Raw genomic sequence first — 25,460 nt, forward strand, 5'->3', positions numbered from 1 at the left:
CTTTATCATTGCATTTTCATTGCTTTTTCATTCGTGATAACATACATCAGCTGTTCCCAGCTTGTGTAATAAAAATCACAATGTTTCATTTCAGATACAGGCCTAAATATATCTTCTTTATTTATCACAGACTCCATAAGCTCTGCAAGTTTCTTTGGAGCATCTACGTCGCAAAAAGCAGTCTTGTCATAAGCTCCCACAGTTTCATGAGCATAGGGAAGATCTGCCAGGATCATAGGTTTTCCTGTAGCTTTATATTCACTTATAGGAAGCCCCCAGGTCTCAAGCTTCGACGGAAATATCATACAATCAGACTCTTCATATAGAGCCATAAGCTTCTCTCTTTCAAGCCTTCCCAGCCATTTAACACTTTTTAGATGACCATATTTTTTATAAAGGTCTTTGGCATATCTGTTTTCGTCCCCTTTGACAGTGATACAGAGCAGATGATCATTTATGCCCTTTTTCTCAAGTATTTCGCAGGCCCTAAGAGGCAGCTCAAAGTTTTTGAAAAATCTGGGCAGGGAAGCAGATATGAATATGGTCTTATGAGCAGGCAAAAGCTTTCTTTCGGTATGAGATGAATTATTATCCGATATTTCTCCTGATGAGCTGTTTTTTATCCCGTCATCATTAGCCCCCCTAAGTACAGGCTTTGCCACAACAATGAAATTTTTTGTGATCTTTTCAAATTCCTCTCTTATCCATTCTTGCTGCACTATGATAGTATCTGCAGTTTTTAGACTGTACTTATACAAGTATATGTATAGATAAGACATCAAAAACTGAGTCAGGTTGTATTTCAGAGCTCCTCTCCTATCCTTCATAAAGGGAGTCGGATTATGGCAATAGGTATAGCGCTGAAAAGCTTTTACTCTTGGAGTAATATCATGGAGCGATAGCCATATATATATATTTCTTCTTTTGGAATAATTATAAAAGTATATATATTCGTAGTAGAGTCTAAAGAGATAGCTCTTCCTGGACTTTGGCAGTTCTATGAAATGGAAATGGCCTTTGCAGTCTGTAAAGAGTTCTTTGCGATGCACAAAACATATTATGTTAAATTTCTCATCAAGTCCCAAATTTGCCAGTGCTCTCAGGCAGTCCTTGTATATTGATAAGGGGCCACCCTCGAATAGATTGATACCACTGATCACAATGGTACTTTTTATAATGTCATTATCCGTGTCATTATTAATTTCATTATTCATGTCTTGCTTTATTGTATTATCTTTCATTTATTGTATTATCTTTTATTTATTGTTTTATCCATTGAATTATATAAATTTACTTGAATATCTCAAGCATTGATCTCCTAAAAGCATCATAGGAGCATAGATCCTTGTATGCCCTTCTTGCATTATCTCTCATAGATGCCTCATATACAGGCACGTCTCCTGACATATCCAGATCACTGCTGCTGATGCCACAGCCATAGCGTCTTATGATATCTTCAGTATCACCGCTGATATGATTCAGGATAGGAAGGCCCATCTTTAGATAATCTGCAGCCTTCATAGACAGGCCAACAGTCACATCCTTTTTCATGACATTCAGTCCAAAGTGGCAGCCTGAGAAAATTCTGTATTTCTCGTTGATATCAAAAACTGCGCCATAGTCTATAACATTCGCTCCGGCCTCCTTTAGACGATCTATAAATTCCTCGTAGCGCTCTCCCTTTCCTACTACTCTCACTTCCACGGGCCTATATTTCATAAGGCGCTTTATTTCATAGATGATCCTGTCTATATCAATAATATTATTGACACTGCCCAGATATCCCACTATCCATTTGTCTAAGGGCAGCTCGCAGCTAGCACTATAGAGATTATTGATAAAATCGTCATCCTCAGGACTCCCCGCCCAGTAGACCGTCTTCAACAGGGTATCAGCTGATATATATTTCCTGATATAGCTATGATATAGATCACATTCTGTAACTATGATATCGAAGTGTTTCAGGCTCTTATTTCTCACATCAGCCCATAGCTTAAAGGGAAAGCCACGCCCCTTACCGGGGAAGCTCTCCGGCCACAGGTCTATGATATCTCCTATGACCTTTACGCCCTTTCTGCTATAGCTCCGCGCCAGGAGACTCTGACTATTGGGCGGCATTACCAGATATAATATGTCAAAGCTGTCCTTTTTCAGAAGCCTGGCTGCTTTATAGCTAAAATCTATATGAGATAATATTCTCTTTACAGAGATATTCTTCTTGTAAGGCAAGGTGGATATACGATCTATTTTAATCTGCCTTATTAAATTCTCTCCCGGGATATCAGTATTATCACCAATAGAAGAAGCGTAGATCCTGCACTTCCTGATATGATCATAATCTGATAAATAGAGGGACAGTTCATAGCCCTCATCTGCAAGGACGCGGGCCAGGAGCATAACCCTGTATTCAAAAACCGATGAAGAAGATACTATTGCTACTCTTGTCATAGATCAATAACCATCTCCTTTTTTGGCCCTGGCAAGCCATGCGCCGTAGCCCATTATAACAAAGACTATGGGACTGCAGCAGACCGTCTGATAGGTAAAAAAGTTGTGGGCCATATAAGAGATAATGGCAGCTGCCACAAGGACGGCCCTGATATCCTTCTTATAAAGGGATATCATCCTGGACACACTGGTCACAAATATCATAAGATAAGCGCTGCCTCCCAGGATGCCCAGGTTCACATACATATTGAGCCATTCATTGTGAGCACAGGCTATGGTAGTCTTGCCCCAGCCCGGCACCTCAAAATCAGGAAAATACTCATATATCCTCTTATAAAAGCCGTCAGGTCCTGAGCCTATAAAGAATGACAGGATATCCTCTTTAAAATTCCTGCCTATAGTCTCTCCTGCAGCTATCCAGGTGCCGCCTCTCCAGCTTCCCCAATATCTGTCAAAATAGAGATAATTGTGCCTGGAGGACAGCGCATCCGGAAGAAAGCCTTTGGTATTAAGAAATACATAAACAGGTGCAAGGATCAAAGAAAAGGCAACTATCCCTGCAATTATATTTCTAAGCAGAATATAACTTGAAGGATCGGGCAAGAAACCCTTCCTGTCAGTAATTCTCATGGATATATACAGGACTATCAGGAGGATCAGCAATATGAGCACCGGTGCAGAATGCATGGCCTTATTTAAGAGACCGCTGGATATATCATCATCGCCGTATGCAGTGACCATATCAGGCAAGAGCTTATAGAGAAGTCCTGCCAGACGAAATGAACCCGTTACTACGATCAATAGTTCTATAAAAGAATAGATATGCCTCTTGTCTATAAATGAAAAACAAAAAAAAGCAAAAAGGCATGAAAGTATCCCCGGTATAGCACTCTCCGACCAGCCCATGGCCTGATCCATAAAAGCAAATATCATGACTATCATAGACAGTATTCTCACATATATTTTCCTGCTGTCCCAAAATAGAAAGATAAATACAGGAAGACATACTGTCAGATAGGATGAAAACCAGTTGGGATTACCCATAGTCGTCAGGAAATTCTTGCCTTTGACAAGGATATCCAGTGGATCAATGGAAAAGCCATTTATAAAAGCTATGAAAATAACCGTAAAATAGGATGCGCCAAAAACATAATACAAAGCCTTGTATTCTGTATACGATCTGGATACTGCAAAGTAGATAATGACAAAGGATAACTGCGCAGCAAGGCCCATATACCAGCCCGAATATCCGCCGATCACATTATAGAGCTTTGGCAGCAGCAGATCCCCGGACTTCTCGGGAAGGCCGCTGTAAGGTGCAAAAAGGGCTGATAATATGCATATAAGCCCGTAACATAGGACTATAATATCAGTCATAGAGAACCTGCTCTTTGCTATGATCTCTGACAGGCTTTCCTTTTTCATGATCCTGTATAAGAAAGATAAGATAAATAAAATAGCCAGTATTATTATATAGCCAGGTATAAAAGTCTTATTCTTTGTATCGTAATAATAAAATGTCAGTGCTTTATAAAATTTCCATTTAGCTTCGCCAATATCATAATATCCGTTATGGTAATACAAAGGATGGCAGACTGTCAGGATTATAAGATATACCAGTGTCAGTGCCTTGATAGCCAGGGAGGTGATATCCCTGCCGGTCATTTTTTTACAGTCAGCTGAAAGCTTTCCTGTTCTGCTCTTTGTCTTATTCTTGCCTGCAAGCTTATTACTCATCAGTTGTCCTTTTCTTTAAGGAGATTCTCTCTCCTGGCAGTCATTTCTTCTCTCTTGTCTTCGCCTTCTGTACTCTCTTTTTTAAAGATGATGATCAGAGTCATGAATATGAGCTTGATATCCAGTAATATGGAATAATTCTCTATATAGATCAGATCCAGACGCAGCTTGTCATAAGACAAGGTATTATATTTGCCATATATCTGGGCATAACCTGTTAGCCCTGCTTTTACCTTGAGCCTGTCACCATATTCGCTTATCTCGCTGAGGCCCTTGTGATAGTCATCCTCATGCTCTGCTCTGGGGCCTACAAAACTCATTTCACCCTTTATGATATTGATGATCTGAGGTATCTCATCCAGGCGCATGGCTCTGATAAGGCGCCCTACTCTGGTAATGCGGCTGTCTTCCTGCCTTGCCCTGTTTGTGAGCTCATCTCCTGACAGATCCTTCTTCATGCTCCTGAATTTATACATCTTAAAAGACCTTCCGCCCTCTGTGATCCTCTTTTGCACAAAGAAAACCGGGCCCCCATCATCAATGAGTATTGCTATAGCTACAATGATCCCAAGCACTGTAAAAGGGATGATGGCGATGAGGCTAAGTACTATATCCAATAGCCTCTTGGCAATCTTCTGATCCCTGGATAGTCCCCTTCCCTTTACCAACATCAGCGGAGTATCAAAAAGAGTGATATCCGGAGCACCTTTTATAATGATATCTGTGATCTTGGGCACCACATAGGTCCTGATCTCGTTGCTATAGCAATATTTCAGGATATTATTCCTGCTAATGGCAGGAATATCATTGAGAATGACACTGTCATGGCGGCTGATAGCCTCTATGAGCTTATCTCGCCCCTCTTCATAATGGATGATCTCCGTAACAGTATACCTGTCCTGGCGGGTTTCCATCTTGAATTTGATATCCAGCGCGGAATCGCTGCCATATATCAGCAGCATATTATGGGGAACATAGCTTAGATGATAGATATAGGTATATAAATAACATAGTATCAGAGAAATGCCAAAATCAGCCAGAGTCATAAAGAGCATGGGCCATACAGGTACCATGACATTACTGATAAGGGATATCTCAAAATAGGTGATGAAGTTTACAAGAAATTCAGAGACCATGGATGCGATAAAGGTCTCTGAGAATTTGAGGTAGCCAAATCTAAAGGCATCGCATAGCTCCATGATAATAAAGGTCAAAAGAGCATATACGCCCACCAGCACGTACTTACCACGTCCATACATGGGTGCAGTAAACGCCAGTCTGTAATTATATTTCCACACAAGATAGAATACAAGCCCCAGAAGTCCGATCTCAAACAAAGACTCCAATCGCCTGATCACTGCCTTGTAGTCATCTCTAATATTATCTGTCTTGTTCATACCAGTATCACACCGATCAGATCTGCTTCCAGATCCCTAATGATCCTAAGCTCTTTGTCAATATCCTTAAAACTGCTCTTATCTCTGCCTTCTACCAGTATCACTGCGCGGCAGTCACTTATAGCAGCAATTGCAGCAGGGCTTCCTGCCATATTCTCCCCATGGATAATTTCATATCCTGAAAGCTTATCTGCAAGCTTAGATATAAGCTCAGATATAGAGTTTTCATCTGCCATGCCGCTTATGACCAGCTTATTATTTCCAATATCAGGCCTTTTCTTTAAGCCGGCTTTGATATTCTCAGCTATATAATCCAGATTGTCATCGCCTGAAAGACCTGTGATATCCCCTCTTTTGGCTATCAGGAGCTTATCTATGCCTTTGGCATCAAGGTCACTGCCCCGGTCCAGCTTGCCCAGTATTCTGATGCCCACTGACCTGCCTGCAAATACCTTTTCGCAGGTAAAATAAGGAGACATTACATATGTTGCAGCAATATAGATGATCCCCATAAAAAGCAGAGCAAACATAAATGCTAGGCTCATGATAAGATATGCTCTAAGTCCTATAGAATCCTTGCCTTCACCTTCATATAATGAATAGTCTACTGCAGCGCCTTTTGCAGAGGCAGCCTTTTTGTCCCTGAGATATAACAGGGCTCTTGCCAGCTCTTTGTCAGATACAGAGCCATTTTCGTATGCTGCAAGCTTGTCACGGATAAAGCTCAGATCATCAAGGCTTCCTGCAGAGAGATCCCTGGATACGGTATCATAAGTTTTACGAAGCTCCGAGACAGTCTTTTCCAGTTCAATGATCTCATTGTCTGTTATGGACAGAGTCTCCCTTACAAGACTATCTGCTGTTGCAATGACTTTTCCATTTGAAATATCAAGCTTGTGATCTCCAATTGCAGATCTTACAGTATCGCTATATTGGCTGATAGCATCTGTAAGATGTTCAGCAATAATATTTACGGTATTTTCATCAGGTCCGATGATACGGACTGTAACTATTGCCGCGCCGCCGCTCATGCTGCCGGTTATGGCATCTCCTCTATGAAGGGATATAGAAGCTGCGTCATTAGAATGATATGAGCCGTCTTCAAACACATACCTATCTTCATTATAAAAATCCGAGCTTACTTGAATCAGCTCTGCCACGTCACCTGTAGATACAAGGAGCGCAGCAGCAGCCTCTTCCATATATTCACCGCTCTCTATATAAGTTAAGTATTCAGACTGTATGAGCATAAGGCTATTAGGCGAAGTGTTCTCATCTCCGTATATGGCCAGCTTCACACTCATGGAAAATACTTTGCCGGGATCAAGAGAAGCATAAATTGAATGGGACCTGTAATCCTTGATAGCATCAATCCTATCCGCTGTTTCATCTATAGCTGTTCTTGCATCAATAGCAGATTGCACATACAAGGAATCGATCCTGGTCTTGTCGGAAGCTGTCAGCATCCCTTCAAGGTCATATCCCCCCGGCGCTTCTAATATGCCAAGCCTAAGTAAGCCTGCGCCCAATATGAGTCCAATAATTGAGAGGACAAAAAGAAATCTCCATTTAAGGAGAATATGGATAAAGAGATCCTTTAGATCGATCTCATTTTCATTCTTTAGATAATATGAATACTTGCCCCTGTTCATAGATGTCTTCCCCCGGGAGTTACAAAAAGTTGGTTACAGGATCAAAACGATGTACTATATCATCGTTTACTTTTATTAATATACATTCTTTCTTTCATATAATACCACAAAGAGCCGGTTTATTGTCTCATCTTTACTTATAAAGCAAACAAGACTTATCACATATTTAAGCGATAAGTCTTAAGAGTAAGAAGATATATATTATCTCAAGATATAAGCTGTAAGCGGAGGAATTTCTAATCCCCCATCCATAGAACACTTCTTGCACGTTATGATATCTGTGAGCTCGCCCTTACCGGCATCGAAATATGCGCGGACCGGCTCATCACCTATATTGCAGGCCACAAATACACGCTCTCTTTCGTAGTCTCTCTCCCATACGCAGTATTTGTTCTGGAGCACAGGAGCCTTGAAATCGCCGTAGAACAGGGGCTTGCAGTCCTTATAGGCAGCAGCGAGTTTTGAGAGATGATCTGTGATCTCATTCCAGGAAGGCTCCTCAATAGCGGGACGAAGAGCCGGATCGCCCTCCGACTTATTTCCGTTTATCCCCCATTCACTGCCATAATATACAATAGGTATACCCGGCATACCAAACATAAGTGTATATGCAGGAAGTATATGCTCTCGCCTTGTAAGCACAGAAGCGAGCCTAGTTACATCATGATTGTCCAGGAAGCTGAGCAGGTGTTCCCCTTTATAAAGAGTCCAGTTCTCAGGGCCAAACTGCCTCAGAAGGGAATGGGTGATCTCAAAGAGATTATAGGAATTCATTGAAGAATATAGGCCCTTGTAGCACTCATAGTTGGTAGCACTGTGACAGAGGCCATCTCCCATGATCCTGCGATAATCTCCGCCTATCATCTCACCTGTCAGGAAAAAGTCCTCCTTAAGAGAATCGCAAAAGGACCTGAGTCTTCTGATAAAGTTCTGGTCCAGGCAATATGCCACATCCAGTCTCAGCCCGTCTATATCAAACTCTTCTATCCAAAATCTCACTGATTCTAAAAGGTAATTTACTACCTCTTCATTAGACAGGTTCAGCTTTACAAGGTCATAATTGCCTTCCCAGCCTTCATACCAAAGCCCGTCGTTCCAGGCATCATTCCCTGACAGATTGATATTAAACCAGGACAGATACGGTGAGTGCTCCCTTTTCTCCAGCACATCCTTAAAGCCAAAAAAGCCCCTTCCCACATGATTAAATACACCATCCAGGATCACCTTCTGTCCGTTTTTATGAAGCTTTTTAACCAGGCTCTTAAAATCCTTATTATCACCAAGCCTGGGATCCAGTTTACGATAATCTCTGGTATTGTATCCATGAGTATCGCTATCAAAGAGGGGATTAAAAAGAACAGCTGTTACTCCCAGCTTCTTGAGATGAGGCAGCCATTTCTCGATTTTCTTGATCCTGTGATTAAGTACCCCATCATTTTCAAAAGGCGCTCCTGTCATTCCCAAAGGGTATATCTGATAAAAGAATCCTTCATAAGCCCACATATCCTTTTTGCCTCCTCAGTAGTTGATATTATGAAATGGTTCTTTTGACGCTCAGGTTATTAGAATTCTATATTTGCTGCAGCCTGCTCCTTCATCTGTCTCTTCTTTTCATACATGGCATTATCGGCATCAACCTCTACCTGGGCCAGAGTCCTGTCATCCCCGTATTTCCATACCGAATGCCCATAAGCAAACTGCATATTAACAGAATTATCTGCATTATTCTTATTATAAGCTTCTTCCAGTTCAAAGAGACGGTTAAGCGAATTCAGATACTGCTTTTCTACATCTCTTCCAAACATGAGAACTGAGAATTCATCGCCGCCCACTCTAAATACATTGCCCACAGATGAAAAGCTGCTAAGCAGAGCTGCTCCCGCGGATTTGATATACTCATCTCCCATAGCATGTCCAAGACCGTCATTGACCTGCTTTAATCCGTTAAGGTCAAATGAAGATATGAGGATCTCATCATCAAAGGGTTTTCCAAGGCTAAGCAAATGCTCGCGCTGCATTGACATCTCTTTTTCCATACCCTCAAAAGCTCCTCTGTTGGGGATGCCTGTGAGAGGATCCGTATAAGCCATTTCCATATAAACGCCGGCAGCATTTGCGCGTTTATTGCTGTTTACTACTTCATTATAGATATTAAAAAGTATGCCAAATACAAAGAAAAGAAGGCCTACTCTGATCAGCAAAGTATTATCCCTAAGTCCGTGTATACTATAAAAGCCAAGATAACGCAGGGAATCCAATACACCGCAGACAGACAGGATTGCCAGACCGTAGGTCACACCCGAATCTTCAATATGAAGGTCATTGTCCTTTCTGAATTTCCAGTCTTCAATAAGCCTCGCTCCTACAATCACACCTGAAAGAATAGTCATAAGATTGGTCAGTACAGTCATATTATGAAAATCTGCAATATGGCTATAATTCATAAATGCCTGAAAAGCCATCATGCCAATAACAGCAAGCCATGCATAGCCCGACAGATTCTTATGAGGCTTGATGGTCACTGCATCTGAGAACATAAGGAAAGGAAATGCAGCCAGCATCAGTGTAAAGTAGTTAATGGTATGGACGAGGTCTGACTTGCCCATTACATATTCAATAAAATGGGAATCAAGAAGGGACATCAGTCCCACAAGAACTACAACAATAGCCAGGGACATATATATCCTCTTATTAACTTCGCCGTCCAGGAAAGTAGCCATGATAAATACAGATATGGCAGCCACTATCATTATCACGCTGGAAAGAAATGAAGGAAGCGTGGCTCTAATACATGCTCTGGTATAACTATCAGGATCCTGTATCCTGACATTAAATACAGCAGAAGATTTGTAAATAGGTTTGAGAATTAAATAGAAAGTATTATCGGTGTCAGATTTATATAGCTGCATGGTATGGATATGATTCCCGGAAGCATTGCCACCTATTCCACTACCCCTGCCATCAAATTCAAAAGCAGTATAAGAAGACGCAAACTTCTTCTCAACAACTTTAAAGCTCATATTCTTACTCTGCAGACAGAAATGCTCCTTGCCTGTGAGTTCGGGAAGAGTCTTGTAAAAAACAAACTCCTTTTCTCCATCAGCCTCGGAGAATTTAACATCCTCGATATTAACGATATCGCCCGTTTCCTCACTGGTCCATTCTCTTGAAAAGTCATAATCATAAGCCCCGGATCCATAGGAGGCATCCGCGGAATTATCAAGCCTTATATCTGCGACAGCAAGGCACACAAATATGACAAGGATTATGATCCCCAGCACCAAGCTTCTTAGTACGTCTTTGTTTGTCCTTAATGTGTTCATCTTATACCTGTCATAGGGCGTTATGCTTAATCTCTAATTCATATAAAATCATAGACTTTCAGCTATTATTATTTCGGCAGGATACCATTAATTCTTAATCTTTTCCCTGCTTTATCTAATAAGTTCGCACCTGATATGACACTCCCCCCTTTATAGTGATCAAGAGCAAACAGTAACTATTAAAAGCAAAAAAAATAGCTCCTTACAAGCGAATGTAAGGAGCAGTGCTTCTAGTACAGTTGCAACTGGCTGCCATTTTACAGGCCCTGTAGCTTTGCGTCATAAGTTTTCACTTATTTTGCCAAATGTAAAGTTGTGTGGATTCAACGAAAACAAATATACAACAAATAACAATATAAATCAAGAGAAATCGTTATTTCGTTTAGATTATCGCAATTTCGTACAAGTAATAGCATTTATTATTTTGCTATTTCAATAAAATGTCGTTGCCATAACTTGGGTTATCAAATCTTTATGCCAAAAGCAGTCAAAAAAGAGCAACAATTAAAATACTTGATGTATTTTAATTGCTGCCACCATAGCTACACTATACCGATTATAAATATCAGTCTTCTTCGTAGTCTATATCTTCGATCTTAAAGCCTGTCATCTCAACAGCTTCTATTATCTTGTTGCGGTCCATGCCTGTCTCTTTGGCAAGCTCATCTATAGTCACCTTGCGCCTAAGCTCTTCTGCCAGCTCAGAAGCTTTATCAGCCACCTCCTGTACCTGCTTTATGGCTCGCTGGCCCCTTGCATCCTCGTCCAGTGCGTCAGACACAGCTTCTTCCATGGCATCCATGATCAGCTTTGACAGAAACTGCTCAGCTTCCCCTGGAGACTCTATAGCTTTAAGCATGGTCACTCCTGTAGTCAGAGCTATATTACCCTCTCCTATGAGGTCCTCAAGATACACTCCCTGCTCCGCATACATCCTGGCAATATCAGGTACCAGGGGAAGATATATCTCGATAAGCCTCTTCTGGGCAGATACATCACCTGCCATAGCAGAGATGGTGATACCTTCCTTCTCGCCATCAGACACCTCCGGAAGCTCGGAGAGGCTGGCGATATAATCCTTGAGATAATCATGTTCCTCTTCAGTGAGGAACTCCTCAGGTTTTGGAGCTACGCCGATTCCTATTCCATGCCCTTTGAGATAGTCCTCAATAAGGCCCCTCTTATCTTCTGTCAGCTCAGGAAAAGCTTCCTTAAGCTGCTCGTCACTTACTATTCCTTTTTGACCTCTTGCAGTATCAACAAGCTCTGCAAGACGCTTTGCAAATAATTCTTCGGGACTCATATACAAAAACTCCTTTTGTTTTATTCAATATGAACATGTGTAAACAGATGTTCCTGGCAGTATTCATGACTGCCCTTGCACTTGGAGCAATAACGGAAGGTCAGCTCCGGTGAATCCTTATCAGTCTTGCCGCAGATCTCGCACCTGTGAACAGACTGTGAGGGAGTCAGTATCTTCTTGTGCTCCCCTGCAGGTCCATGATTTACAGGCCTTGTACGCACTATTCTTGCGCCGCTCCTCTTATCAGCGGACATAGCCCTCTTATAAGCTGCTGCATAAGGGTTACCTACCTTCTTATGATCCAGGAGATAAAAGATGCCAAAATTGATAAATGAAGCCAGTATGATCAGGGCACCGTACCATACTCCCATAGACACATATTCGTACATTATATAAACATAATAAAGAGCATCCAATATTGCCAGCCACTTGATCTTGATAGGAATAAAGAACATAAAGAGGATCATGGCATTGGGATAGATTGCAGCATAGGCAAAAAAGATAGACATCAATATAAAATACGGGATCATCAAAAATGCCATATTGGCAGAAAACATCTGCACAGCCAAATTGGCGGTGGTCACATCAAGGCCAAGTCTTCCAATATAAAGGGCATAAAATACATAGGATAGCAGTCCCATGAGCATTGTGATTATAAGGCCTGAAAAGATATAGAGATTATATTTAAAATCTCCCCAGGTCATCTCCATGGACTTACCAATAGGAAGGAAAAATACAAGAATGGTCAGGGCATACAAAAATGGATTATTCTGCATGGGGATAAGTACCCATGTAAATATGCGCCATATCTGCCCGTGAAATATCAGATAGGGGTTAAAAGTAAGATAATCACCGGCCATGAGATTGAGCATATAGCCTACAGCCAGTACTATCATCATTTTTATTGTCAGGTCTTTGACGGCATATCTGCCATACTTTCTCTCTAGTTTGTTAAGCATAGTATTCCTCTCAGTCAAGCTTTGATTTGCATATTGATTTTATCATTGCATCTATCATAAGTAAACGCTGACACTAAGCTTTTATAATTGTTTATTCTTATCTTGTACTTTTAATAAAAAGATAATCATTATATATGCAAGAGTTTAGCCTATCATGACAGACCCTTTGTATAGCCAAAAAACGTCACAAAATATCCGCTCATATACCAGCTATTATCTATGTATCCAATATTGAAAAATAGACCCCCATGCACTATAATTCATAAAGTTAATATGGCGAAAAATTATCCGGGCGAGGGTAAAAGCCCGGCATGGGAGACAGATATGATTTCACATGATTACAGATTAGGAATAGACGTTGGCTCTACCACTGTCAAAGTAGCTCTTATAGACGCAAAAGGGACGCTAATTTTTGCAGACTATCAAAGACATTATGCCAACATTCGTGAGACTCTTGCTGAGCTGGTCCAAAAGGCCAGGATCCAGGCAGGAGATGTTATCATACACCCTGTTATCACGGGTTCCGGCGGTCTGAACCTTGCAAGCCACCTGGGTATCCCTTTTGTACAGGAAGTAGTAGCCGTATCTACTGCATTAAAGGAGATCGCACCCAAGACAGACGTAGCAATTGAGCTGGGCGGCGAGGATGCCAAAATCATATATTTTGAAGACGGCAATATTGAGCAGCGTATGAACGGCATATGCGCCGGCGGTACAGGCTCCTTTATAGACCAGATGGCATCTCTTCTTCAGACAGATGCTGCAGGTCTTAATGAATATGCCAAAAACTATCAGAGCTTATATACCATCGCAGCAAGATGCGGTGTATTTGCCAAATCCGATATCCAGCCCCTGATCAATGACGGAGCTACCAAAGAAGACCTCTCAGCTTCCATATATCAGGCAGTTGTAAACCAGACCATATCAGGTCTTGCCTGCGGTAAGCCCATAAGAGGTCATGTAGCATTCCTTGGCGGTCCTCTCCACTTCCAGTCCGAGCTTAAGGCTGCATTTATCAGGACTCTTAAGCTTGATGACGAGCATACCATTGATCTGGACAATTCCCACCTCTTCGCAGCTATGGGATCAGCCATGAATGCTGAAGACAAGGTACACTTCCCTATCAGCGAGATGACTGCCAAGCTGTCCAAAGAGATCCATATGGAGTTTGAAGTAGCCCGTATGGAGCCACTCTTTGAGAGCAAAGAGGACTATGACAAATTCACTGACAGGCAAAAGAAATACAGAGTTAAGACTTCACACCTTGATAATTACAAAGGTAATGCCTTCCTGGGAATAGATGCTGGCTCTACTACTACCAAGTGTGCCCTTGTTTCTGAGGACGGAGATCTTCTCTATTCATTTTATTCCAGTAATAACGGTTCTCCTTTAAAGACAGCTATCAGCTCTATCAGAGAGATCTACAAGCTCATGCCCGAGGGTGTGCGAATAGCAAGAGCCTGCTCCACAGGTTATGGCGAATCTCTTATGAAGTCAGCCTTTATGCTGGACGACGGCGAAGTAGAGACCATAGCACATTACAATGCCGCTGCTTTCTTTGATCCGGATGTAGACTGCATCCTGGATATTGGCGGACAGGACATGAAGTGCATCAGGATCAAGAACAAGGCTGTAGATTCCGTACAGCTCAATGAAGCCTGCTCTTCAGGCTGCGGATCCTTTATTGAGACCTTTGCCAAATCACTGAACTATAGCGTCCAGGATTTTGCAAAAGCTGCCCTTTTTGCAGAGCATCCCATAGATCTGGGCACCAGGTGCACAGTATTTATGAATTCCAAGGTAAAGCAGGCCCAGAAGGAAGGCGCAGGTGTTGATGACATCTCCGCAGGCCTTGCTTACTCAGTTATCAAGAACGCTCTCTTCAAGGTCATCAAGGTATCAGATGCCACAGAGCTGGGCAAGAATATCGTAGTCCAGGGCGGTACCTTCTACAATGACGCTGTTCTTAGGGCTTTTGAAAAGATAGCAGGTGCCCAGGTCATAAGACCCGATATCGCCGGTATCATGGGCGCTTTTGGTGCTGCTCTTATAGCAAGGAACCGTTTCATGAAGGATCCTACATACGAGACCAGCATGCTCTCTATAGATAAAATAGATAATCTGAAATACGAGACCAGCATGGCTACCTGCCAGGGCTGTACCAACCACTGCAGACTGACCATCAATAAGTTTACAGGTGGTCGTCAGCATGTATCCGGCAACAGATGCGAAAGAGGTCTGGGCAAGGTCAAAAATGAAAAGGGCATTCCTAATCTCTTTGACTGGAAGTACAAGAGGATCTTTGGTTACACTCCCCTCTCTGACGACAAGGTCACAAGGGGCATAGTAGGTATTCCCAGAGTCCTCAACATGTATGAGAACTACCCCTTCTGGTTTACCTTCTTTACAAAGCTTGGATATAAGGTAGTGCTCTCTCCAAGGTCCACTCATCAGATATATGAGATGGGCATAGAATCCATACCTTCAGAATCAGAGTGCTATCCGGCCAAGATCAGCCACGGTCATGTGGAATGGCTGATCAGGAAGGGCGTTGATTTCATATTCTATCCCGGTCTCTTCTATGAGAGACAGGAGGTAGATGGTGCTACCAACCATTATAACTGCCCTATTGTTACTTCCTATTCTGAGAATATCAAGAATAACGTAGAAGCCATTACCAGCGGTAAGGCCAGACTCCGCAATCCTTTCATGGCATTTACCTCTCTTGATACTGCAACAAGCGCACTGATCAAGGAATTCAAGGAGATACCCGAGAGCGAGATCAGACAAGCTGCAAAAGAAGGCTGGAACGAGCTTGAAAAGGCCAGAAACGATGTAAGACTCAAAGGCGAAGAGACTCTGAAATGGATAGAGGAGAATCACGCACACGGTATAGTACTGGCAGGTCGTCCCTATCACGTTGATCCTGAGATCAATCACGGCATCCCGGATATGATATGCTCCTACGGCGCTGCAGTACTTACAGAGGATTCCATATCCCACCTGGGCAAGGCTGAGAGACCCCTTATCGTATCAGACCAGTGGATGTACCATTCAAGATTATATGCAGCAGCTGCTTATATCAGAGGCAGGGAGGATCTGGACCTTATCCAGCTCAACTCCTTTGGATGCGGCCTGGATGCAGTTACTACAGATCAGGTAGCTGACATCCTCTCCGGTTCAGACAAGATATATACCTGTCTCAAGATAGATGAAGTCAATAACCTGGGTGCTGCCAGGATCCGTGTGAGATCCCTGCTGGCTGCCATCAGAGCCCGTCAGGAAGAAGGCACTCATGCCACAGTCAGAGACTGTGCAAATCACAGAGTACTCTTCACTGAAGAGATGAAGAAGGAAGGCTACACTCTCTTGTGTCCTCAGATGTCACCTATACACTTTGATATCCTGGAGACAGCTCTTAGAGCCTGCGGCTACAACCTGGTAGTCATGCAAAATGACAACCATAAAGCCATAGACATGGGCCTGAAGTATGTTAATAACGATGCTTGCTATCCTTCCCTTTGGGTAGTAGGCCAGATCATGGACGAACTCTTCTCAGGCAAATATGACCTTAATAAGACCGCTATCGTAATGTCTCAGACAGGAGGCGGCTGCAGGGCTACCAATTATGTAGGCTTTATCAGACGAGCTCTTAAAAAGGCAGGCATGGAGCAGATACCTGTAGTATCACTGAACCTGTCAAAATTGGAGTCCAATCCGGGCTTTAAGATCGATGCCAATATGATGATCAGAGCAGCTTATGGTGCTGTATTTGGAGATATCATGATGAGATGTCTCTACCGTATGAGACCTTATGAAAAGGTAAAGGGCTCTGCTGAAGCTGTTCACCAGAAATGGCTCAAGATCTGCAGAGATTTTGTATCCAGAAAGAATATCAATCCTCTGATCACTCTCCTGCCCTTTGAGAAGCTATGCGCAGAGATGGTAAGAGACTTTGATAGAATAGAGATCACAGATGAAGTTAAGCCCAGAGTAGGTATCGTAGGTGAGATCCTGGTCAAGTTTGCTCCTGCAGCCAATAACCACCTGGTAGACCTTCTTGAATCAGAAGGCGCTGAGGCTGTAGTACCTGACCTCCTGGACTTCATGCTCTACTGCTTCTACAACCAGATATACAAGGCAGAGTACCTGGGTACCAGCAAGAAGACAGCACGCCTATCCCGCCTGGGAATATGGGCCCTTGAGAGACTCAGAAGCGGCGCCAGCAAGGCTCTTGAGAAGAGTGTTCACTTCGAGGCGCCTACCAGCATCTACAAGCTGGTAGAATATGCACGTCCCATTGTAGATATAGGCAATCAGACAGGTGAAGGCTGGTTCCTTACAGGCGAGATGATTGAGCTTATCAAAGAAGGTGCTCAGAATATAGTATGCACACAGCCCTTTGGATGTCTCCCCAACCACGTGGTAGGTAAAGGTGTTATCAAGCAGCTCAGAAGCCTCTACCCCGGCTCCAATATCGTAGCTATTGACTACGATCCCGGCGCTTCAGAGGTCAACCAGCTCAACCGTATCAAGCTTATGCTCTCTACAGCCAATAAGAGGATCAAGGACGAGCAAAGTAAGATCAGCATAAGACCAATGCCCGAAGAAAAAGCCAGCCATAAGGCTACAGGCTAAGCATAAAAGATGCCCATTAGAATTAAAAAATATTATCTTGGTATAGATAGAAAAAGAGAGCCTCGGCTCTCTTTTTCTACGTAAAAAAAATTCTTATATCCAGATACTGATAAAACATTTTACGAATCCAATAACAGATAATAAGCTATACCATTATCTTGGTCATACACACATAAGGATGCATTTTTTATGATATTTGTATCTTCGCCTCGGTTTATGAATTTGTAGTATCCTTTTATAATATTAGGAAAATCCACAGAAGGCGATACACTGTCGATAAAATCAGTAACCTCATCCGAATACGGCAAAGCGTCCCATTTTTGTATTTCTTCAAAAACATTTTGATCAATTTCTAATTTATATAAAGCAATTCCTTCATATGGAACTCCTCCGTAACTATTATATAACTCATCAATTGTTATCTGCTTATCTGCAGTGCTCAACTCAAATTCCTTGATAAAACGAGTGCTAACATCGTTAGAACTTAAGCCGCATGAGGTAAATAGTAATACTGCAACCAAGCAAACTATACTTTTCCAAAACTTTCTATTCATAATATATCCTACCTCTATTTTTCACAGTCGCTTTTCGATTTCTTTTAGGCTATTACAGTCAAGGTAACCCGCTCATATCTGTTCATTTATGTCTCCCCCACAAAACATTGCATCACATTGTATCATCACAATAACTTCTAACAGCCTCATATAGCTGGTCCATAGCCTGGACTATTGTTAAGCGGGGGCAGGCTATATTGACCCTCTCAAATAGAGAGGACCTGCTTCCAAAGATGCTGCCGGGATCCAGCCATAGATGAGCCTTGTCCACGATCAGCTTCTCCAGCTCCTTATGATCCTGAACAAGCTCAGTAAAATCAAGCCAGATAAGATAGGTACCCTCAGGCTCTACCAGATGCACTTTGGGCAATTTCTCTTTAAGAAAGTTCCTCACACAGGCCAGATTACCTTCAATATACTCCAACATCTCATCAAGCCACTCTGCGCCTTTGGTGTATGCAGACATTACGCCATAGAGGCCTGTGATTGCACACTGGCCATACCCCGAGGCTGTATTGACTTTTCTGTATTTCTCCCTGACCTCAGGATCAGGTATTATGATATTTGCTATCTGAAGACCGGCCATGTTAAAGGTCTTGCTGGCAGAAGTGCCTATAATAAGTCTGTCTGTAAACTCTCTACCCAAACTGATATATGGAATATGGGTATAAGAGCTATAAACAAAGTCAAAGTGTATCTCGTCAGCAAAGACGTACACATCGTGTTCTTTGCAGATACGGGCCATTTTAAGGAGTTCATCCCTGGTCCAGACCCTGCCCACTGGATTGTGGGGGCTGCACAGAATGAACATTTTGACATTCTCCGAGATGATCTTTTCTTCAAAGTCTTCAAAATCAATCTCATATCCGCCATCTGTATAGAGCAGCTCATTATTGACAACTCTTCTGCCATTTTGCTCAATGGTCCTTGTAAAGGGATAATAGACCGGCTGCTGCACCATGACAGCATCCCCGGGCTCAGTAAGCGCCCTTATCGCAATTGATATGCCAAATACCACCCCGGGCTGAACAATAACCCAGTCACTCTCTACCTCAAAGCCGTGCCTTGTCTTAAACCAGTAGTTTAGAGACTTTATATAGTCCTCTCCGGGATCCGTATAGCCATAGATACCTCTTGAAGCGCTCTTTACTATATCCTCAATGATCTCGTCAGGGAGCTTGAAATCCATGTCCGCAACCCACATTGGCAGCAGGTCGTCCCTGCCCATATACTTAGGCCCCATGTCCCATTTGATACTGTTCGTACCTCTCCTGTCGTGGATCTCATCAAAATTGTATTTAGCCATTCCGTCCCCCTATAATGATTTATATTGCAGAATCAGAAAATAATCACTCAGTTAAACTCGCAAACGCTTCGCTTTTTGCTCGTTATAAAATCACTGCTGACGCAGTTCTACGGGTACGGGGCTTATACCCCCGCACCCGTAATCAAGATATTCCCACCACCTAAAGGTGGTGGGTTATCTTGATTATTTTATATATACATAATTACCATCAGCATCGACACCAGAAGAAAACTACATCCCACGGTATAGTCAACGCCAGACATAAGGCGTAACATAATAACTCTTTTTTCATTAAACATCATCCTCATAAAGCTTATTACCCGGCAATAATTGTATCAAATCCATAGAGTTATGGCTAATCTTAATTAAATATTTTAATCATCTATTTCATATATCTTATATTTATATTTTGACGTTATAATCTATGAATAAAAATTTATTGACATAAAACAATACAAAGAGTATATTTCTATTTAATTTTTTAGGGATAAGACAGATATATATTTTGTAACCATGGAATTCAACCGAAGCCATAAGAGTCACAAAAACCGGCAGAGTCATCCTCTTTGCTTTTTTGTCTGCTTATGCCATTATGTATACTGACTACATGTTTGATCATTTATTCAAGAAGCTCTATGACCTTGAATGTGTAGATAAAGAATACTAAAATGTTCTTATTTTGTACTGTTTCAGATAAAGATGGAAGGAATAAGATGATTGATATTGATAGAATAAAGCAGCTGTTCACTGAGAATAACATAACTTTTACAGAAAGAAAGTTCAGTTTATTTGATAATGCCAATCTTCCAGATGACATAAAAAGATGGATTGAAATCATGGGAAGCACAATCCAATTAGATCTAACACCTTATGGTTCCGCCGGAGTATATCTATATTCGCAAAAAGAACTTTTCGAGGAATACAGTGATGAACACGATAAGATCATCAAAGACAACAACTACTTTGTCATAGGCTTCGGGCCAAACGGAGACCTTACATGCATAGACAAGGCCGACGGAAAGCTAGCCTTTATATACCACGATACTCTTTGGGAAGAGACTTATACGAGCTTTGATGAACTTGTGGAAAAAACAGATCTTGATCTCAAAGACTTTCTCTACCTTGTTCTTAGCGGTCAAAAGTACCCTCTTGATGCTTTTGATGCAAAGGACTACATGAAAATAAAACAGATCATCAACAGGTGGGATCCAATAGATCTCTTATCTCATGCGCCCAAAGATGAGTATAATTTTGAGATACTTGATATTGTCGACGCCTCTAACAAGCTCTTCAAAGCAGATGAACTTGCTGCAGCAATTAATAAAATATTCACTTCAAGCTTTGATGATGCTTTTAGCGCCAGTATGGAAGAATGTATGGAAATAGCAAAAGAGATCAAGAGCAGATAATAAACGTATTAATGAGGCATATATGGCAAAATTATTCAGAAAAACAAAAATTACAGCTATAATACTTGCTATATTGTTTATTGGAGCTTGCTCCCCTGTAGGTCAGATCATGGACGGAGACGGTATGATCCAGACCTTTGAATATACCCAGATATCTCAGGACGAAGCAAAACGCATGATGGCGCAGGATGACGGACATGTGATCGTTGATGTTCGCAGACAGGACGAGTATGACGAAGGGCATATTCCGGGAGCAATACTGATACCCAACGAAAGTATCGATCTAGAGCCCCCTGCAGAACTGCCTGATTTTAACCAGATCATTCTCGTTTATTGTCGCAGCGGACGAAGAAGCAAAGAAGCTTCTCAGAAGCTTGCTGATATGGGTTATAGTAATGTTTTTGAATTTGGCGGAATCATTGATTGGACTGGCGATATAGATAAAGGCGGGTCAGATATGGGATCAAAGCAGGATGATATGACGCCTATGGCAATACCGGTAGTATCCATAGGTGATATTTTTATTACCATTGATCTTGAAAGCAACGCTTCTGCTGATGAATTCTTTAAAAAGATTAAGAAAGAGCCTATACAGATTGAAATGCACGATTACGGTGATTTTGAAAAGGTCGGAGATCTGCCGTGGAGCATCACTCAAACTGACAGCGAGATTACCACTAAGCCGGGAGATCTTATTCTTTACCAGGGAAATCAGATATCCATATACTACGAAGAGAATACTTGGACCTTTACCAGACTCGGACGACTAAACGCTACGGAAGAAGAAATAAAAGAAGCTTTCGGCGGAAAAGAAAACATAATCGCGGAGTTTTATACAGAATGGACAGAATAATATAATTCTTATTCTCATTATATGCTAAAGCTTTTTATATCTCCCTGGTTTTAAAAGTCCCCGAAAAAGGCCTCAAGTTCATGCTTTGTTTCCTTGATCGCTTTTATCGTACTCTCATTTTCAGAAGGATTATGAAAAAAAGGATAAGGCCTGACGCCTTATCCCCTTAAGCTTATATAATCATCTATTTATGCTTTCATATTCAGTTTTTCTATCACATCTTCCTGACGCTCAATAGCAAAATCAGTGGACCTGATCTGCATCTGCACCTTTAGGATCTTATTATGTATGTCATTGCTCTGAACGTAGTATTTGAAGGTTTCATCATCATTGACCTTCAAATGCTTGTCGGCTATGGCACCGGGAAGTACAAATTTCTTGATAACATTACCGAATTTAACATCGATATACTTGCCCTGTTCCGAAACCACCCTGCCTTCGCCGAACTTCACATGGCTGACGCGCAGATTCTTAGCTGCTTTAATACCCAGAGCATCGTTCTGCTTCATCAGATCCTGAAGGACATCCTCGTAGTCTTCTCTCTGCTTACGAAGATTATCCATCTGGCGATCAGCCTCGTCCAGAAGCTCACGGGTTTTCTTTGTCTTCTTCCGTGTTTTGGTCTTTACTACCTCTTCATCTTCCATACGAGCCATAATGCAATCTCCTTTATGGTATCATGCTTGGTTTTTGGCTTAAATAAATAACTGCACATATTTATTTTATGCCAAAAAGAGATAATCCGCAAACGTTTTTTGGTAAACATCTGTGCATAATCCCGTTTATTCATAATACCTTAGGCTTTTTCAAAATATTGTATGTTATCTAATTATTTACTTACTTCAACTGTCAAATGTTCAGAGGCGGCATCCATCCTTTCCTTGTCCAGTATCTGGCCCCACATATAAGGCGTAGCCTGATATACGTAGTAATTGAGCCAGTTGGAATAAAGGAGGTTGCAATGGCTTCTCCAGGTCAGTCGAGGCTTATTGGCAGGTTCATCATCGGGATAATAGTTCTTGGGCAGAGCCGTTGACAGATTCTTGCCCATATCTCTCCTGTACTCATTATCCAGGGTCATCCTGTCGTATTCTGCATGACCAAAACTGAATATCTGTTTGCCATCCTTGGTCATACATAGCATTACTCCTGCTTCATAGGATTCGGCCAGCACCACCAGATCCTCGCAGGCATGGATATCCGCCACGGGCACAGTGGTATACCTGCTGTGAGGGATATAGAATATGTCATCAAAGCCTCTGATAAGGGGCACTTTACGATTGAGCACTTTATGCCTGTATATGCCAAAAAGCTTTTGGGGAAGCTCTATCTTATCCAGTCCGAAATGATAATACACTCCGGCCTGAGCCCCCCAGCAGATGTGGAAAGTAGATGTTACATTGGTCTTGGACCATTCAAATATCCTGCACAGCTCATCCCAATAATCAACTTCCTCAAACTTTAACTTCTCCACAGGTGCTCCTGTGATGATCATACCGTCAAAATGATAATCCTTGAGCTCATCATATGACTTATAGAAATTATTAAGATGAGAGGGCGATGTATGACCTGCTATATGTGATGATACCTTCATAAAGGTGATATCAATCTGCAGGGGAGTGTTTGACAACGCGCGCAATAGCTGCAGCTCTGTATCCTCCTTTAAGGGCATCAGATTGAGTATACATATGGACAGGGGTCTGATATCCTGATGCAGCGCTCTGTCTTCATCTACAACGAATATATTTTCTTTTTCCAGCTGCTCTCTGGCAGGCAGCTGATTCTGGATTTTAATAGGCATTATAGATTTCCTTTCTGATCTGGATTAAACGATAGTTCGCTTAGCAGGTCCTCCTCAGAGATAATAGCTATTCCAAGATCTCTGGCTTTCTTATTCTTACCGGAAGTTGATGTCACATCATTATTGATAAGCGCGTAGGTCTTGGAGGATACACTGCCTGATACTGTGCCGCCTCTGGATTCTATTAGTTCCACAAGAGCATCCCTGTTCTTGAATTTAAGGAGCTTACCTGTTATGACATAGGTCCTGCCCTTTAGCTCATCTCCTGCTTGGACCTTGTCTGCTTCAAACTTCAGGCCGTATTCCTTAAGTCTGTGCATGAGAGCTATATTACTATCCTTATGGAAATAATCATAGAGATCTCTTGCTGTAGCCTCGCCCACGTCCCTGATCTGTAGGAGCTCGTCCACAGAAGCCTCCATTAGCCCCTCTAAGGACGGATAGACCTTCATAAGGCTCTTGGCCGTCGCCTTGCCTATACCCGGTATAGCGAGCCCTGCAAGGAGTCTGGCAGGTTCATTTGCTTTTGAACCCTCTATGGCATTTAGTACATTGTCCGTACCCTTTTGCTTGCCTATAAGACCCTGCTCTATGAGCTCATCTCTGTGATTCCTAAGCAAATATATATCAGCTACATCATTTATATACTTATGCTCTATAAGGGTCCTGATGTATTCTTCACCAAAGCCCTTAATATCCATGGCATCTCTGCCAACAAAGTTGATGATGCGCCTCTCAAGCTTGGCCGGGCAGTCATCATTTTGACATACCATATCAGCTGTGTCAGGCTCTCTTACTACTCTGCCGCCGCATACGGGGCAGGTGTCACTGATCCTGAAGGTCACGGAATCTGCAGGATTCTTGTCAGAAACAACCCGTCTTATCTTGGGTATGATCTCTCCTGACTTATATACCATAACAGTCCTGCCGATACCTATGCCCAGCTCATCTATAAAGTCCTGATTGTGAAGTGTGGCTCTGGATACTGTAGTACCGCAGAGTCTGATGGGGTCAAATACTGCTGTGGGATTGATCCTGCCTGTCATTCCTACAGAGAGCTCTATGCTTCTGATCACAGTTTCCTTTTCCTCAGGAGGATACTTGTAGGCTACGTGGCCTGCGCTATACTTGCTTCCTGCTGGAAAGTCATCTCTGTATGCTATCTGGTCTATCTTGATCACAGCTCCGTCTATGTCATAAGGCAGGTCCCCTCTGGACTCTCCTATGGCATCTATAGCAGACAGGATCTCTTCATCTGTCACGCACCTGTATACCGGCGCTGTAGCTATGCCTGCCTTCTTAAGTAGCTCCTGTCCTTCTATATGGGAGCTGATAGCAGGTTCGGATCTTTGGATATTAAAGACAAACATTGAAAGGCCGCGCTCTTTGACAATGGATGAATCCAGTTGCCTGAGAGTCCCTGCTGCGCAGTTTCTGGGATTTGCAAAAAGCTTTTTGCCCATGGCTTCCATGCGATCATTGGTCCTGTCAAAGTCCTCATGAGTCATATATACTTCGCCCCTGACTTCAAGTGAATCAAAGGGCAGATCCAGCTTTTTGACTACGTCAGGTATCACCAGGGCATTGGCAGTAACATCTTCACCTATAAGGCCGTCGCCTCTGGTCTCAGCCAGTACAAGCCTTCCCTTATCATATCTGATGCTCATGGACAGACCGTCAATCTTTTGCTCTACGCAAAAGACAGCATCTGAATGAGTATTTCTAACGTTATGCACCCATTCCAGCACATCTTCCTTGCTAAAGAGATCCTGGATAGAGAGCATGGGAACATCATGCTCTACAGTTACGCCTGCAGTCCTTTTGACGCTCCCTCCGATGATCCTCGTAGGTGAATCGTCATTTATATATTCAGGATGCACTTCTTCTATGGCCTTTAATCTTTGCATGAGCATATCATACTCATGATCACTGATCTCAGGCGTATCATCATTATAATATTTATCCATGTGATATTTGATAGTATCACACAGGTCATGGTACTCATTTATAGATACTAAGCTATAATCTTCTGACATTTCTCCCCCCGCCGCTTGTATATATGACAATGAAGTACATCCCT

General features: G+C 42.2%; 17 protein-coding genes and 1 riboswitch. Of the genes, 3 read left to right on the top strand and 14 right to left on the bottom strand.

The features are described 5' to 3' along the window. Window positions 1–5 precede the first annotated feature (5 nt). The 9 genes from G636_RS0115020 to G636_RS0115060 all read right to left on the bottom strand — a co-directional run bounded on the left by G636_RS0115020 (window position 6) and on the right by G636_RS0115060 (window position 12,819). Window positions 6–1,214, bottom strand: coding sequence for a glycosyltransferase (locus G636_RS0115020; RefSeq protein WP_196803125.1), 1,209 nt, complete (start codon window positions 1,212–1,214; stop codon window positions 6–8). Window positions 1,215–1,290: 76 nt separating this feature from the next. After that, window positions 1,291–2,448: a hypothetical protein gene (locus G636_RS0115025; protein ID WP_026508719.1), complete on the bottom strand. Its 1,158-nt coding sequence runs from the start codon at window positions 2,446–2,448 to the stop codon at window positions 1,291–1,293. 3 nt (window positions 2,449–2,451) lie between these two features. Then, entirely contained in the window at window positions 2,452–4,185 is a 1,734-nt protein-coding gene (locus tag G636_RS0115030) for an O-antigen ligase family protein (protein ID WP_026508720.1), read from the bottom strand. Next, entirely contained in the window at window positions 4,185–5,582 is a 1,398-nt protein-coding gene (locus G636_RS0115035; RefSeq protein ID WP_026508721.1) for a sugar transferase, read from the bottom strand. Before G636_RS0115035 ends, G636_RS0115030 begins: the two co-directional genes overlap by 1 nt. Beyond that, window positions 5,579–7,234, bottom strand: a complete 1,656-nt coding sequence (locus G636_RS0115040) for a hypothetical protein (protein WP_026508722.1) — start codon at window positions 7,232–7,234, stop codon at window positions 5,579–5,581. Before G636_RS0115040 ends, G636_RS0115035 begins: the two co-directional genes overlap by 4 nt. Before the next feature lie 201 nt (window positions 7,235–7,435). After that, window positions 7,436–8,737, bottom strand: a complete 1,302-nt coding sequence (locus tag G636_RS0115045; protein ID WP_026508723.1) for an alpha-amylase family glycosyl hydrolase — start codon at window positions 8,735–8,737, stop codon at window positions 7,436–7,438. A 59-nt stretch (window positions 8,738–8,796) separates the two neighbouring features. After that, entirely contained in the window at window positions 8,797–10,557 is a 1,761-nt protein-coding gene (locus G636_RS0115050) for a GGDEF domain-containing protein (RefSeq protein WP_026508724.1), read from the bottom strand. A gap of 237 nt (window positions 10,558–10,794) precedes the next feature. Further along, a riboswitch (cyclic di-GMP riboswitch) is annotated at window positions 10,795–10,870 on the bottom strand. Between the two features lie 252 nt (window positions 10,871–11,122). Further along, window positions 11,123–11,860: a hypothetical protein gene (locus tag G636_RS0115055; RefSeq protein WP_026508725.1), complete on the bottom strand. Its 738-nt coding sequence runs from the start codon at window positions 11,858–11,860 to the stop codon at window positions 11,123–11,125. A gap of 20 nt (window positions 11,861–11,880) precedes the next feature. Beyond that, the gene (locus G636_RS0115060) at window positions 11,881–12,819 is read right to left on the bottom strand and encodes a hypothetical protein (RefSeq protein WP_026508726.1); all 939 of its coding nucleotides are present in this window, start codon (window positions 12,817–12,819) and stop codon (window positions 11,881–11,883) included. 324 nt (window positions 12,820–13,143) lie between these two features. Here G636_RS0115060 and G636_RS18880 point away from each other — a divergent pair, with 324 nt between their 5' ends. Next, on the top strand, window positions 13,144–17,457 hold the full coding sequence (locus G636_RS18880) for a 2-hydroxyacyl-CoA dehydratase (protein WP_051227096.1): 4,314 nt from the start codon (window positions 13,144–13,146) through the stop codon (window positions 17,455–17,457). 119 nt (window positions 17,458–17,576) lie between these two features. Here the strand turns inward: G636_RS18880 and G636_RS0115070 are convergent, their stop codons facing one another. Next, window positions 17,577–18,011 (bottom strand): hypothetical protein, encoded by a 435-nt coding sequence (locus tag G636_RS0115070; RefSeq protein WP_026508727.1) that lies wholly within the window; start codon window positions 18,009–18,011, stop codon window positions 17,577–17,579. A gap of 112 nt (window positions 18,012–18,123) precedes the next feature. Further along, a complete protein-coding gene (locus G636_RS0115075) occupies window positions 18,124–19,317 on the bottom strand; it encodes a MalY/PatB family protein (protein WP_026508728.1) in 1,194 nt (397 codons plus the stop codon). A gap of 713 nt (window positions 19,318–20,030) precedes the next feature. On the opposite strand from G636_RS0115075, the gene G636_RS19775 reads away from it, so the two are divergent. Next, entirely contained in the window at window positions 20,031–20,726 is a 696-nt protein-coding gene (locus G636_RS19775; protein WP_051227066.1) for a DUF1871 family protein, read from the top strand. A 22-nt stretch (window positions 20,727–20,748) separates the two neighbouring features. Continuing rightward, window positions 20,749–21,579, top strand: coding sequence for a cyclophilin-like fold protein (locus tag G636_RS20945; RefSeq protein ID WP_081668520.1), 831 nt, complete (start codon window positions 20,749–20,751; stop codon window positions 21,577–21,579). Window positions 21,580–21,767: 188 nt separating this feature from the next. Here the strand turns inward: G636_RS20945 and G636_RS0115090 are convergent, their stop codons facing one another. The 3 genes from G636_RS0115090 to ligA form a co-directional block, all read right to left on the bottom strand. Beyond that, window positions 21,768–22,235: a hypothetical protein gene (locus tag G636_RS0115090; RefSeq protein WP_026508730.1), complete on the bottom strand. Its 468-nt coding sequence runs from the start codon at window positions 22,233–22,235 to the stop codon at window positions 21,768–21,770. A 173-nt stretch (window positions 22,236–22,408) separates the two neighbouring features. Further along, window positions 22,409–23,380 carry a homoserine O-acetyltransferase MetA gene (gene metA / locus G636_RS0115095; RefSeq protein WP_026508731.1) on the bottom strand — a complete coding sequence of 324 codons (972 nt, stop codon included), beginning with the start codon at window positions 23,378–23,380 and terminating at the stop codon, window positions 22,409–22,411. Further along, window positions 23,380–25,416, bottom strand: a complete 2,037-nt coding sequence (gene ligA / locus G636_RS0115100) for an NAD-dependent DNA ligase LigA (RefSeq protein ID WP_051227067.1) — start codon at window positions 25,414–25,416, stop codon at window positions 23,380–23,382. The genes metA and ligA overlap by 1 nt, the downstream gene beginning before the upstream one ends. Window positions 25,417–25,460 lie beyond the last annotated feature (44 nt).

It is taken from the genome of Butyrivibrio sp. MC2013, assembly GCF_000424585.1.
Lineage (GTDB): Bacteria > Bacillota > Clostridia > Lachnospirales > Lachnospiraceae > Butyrivibrio.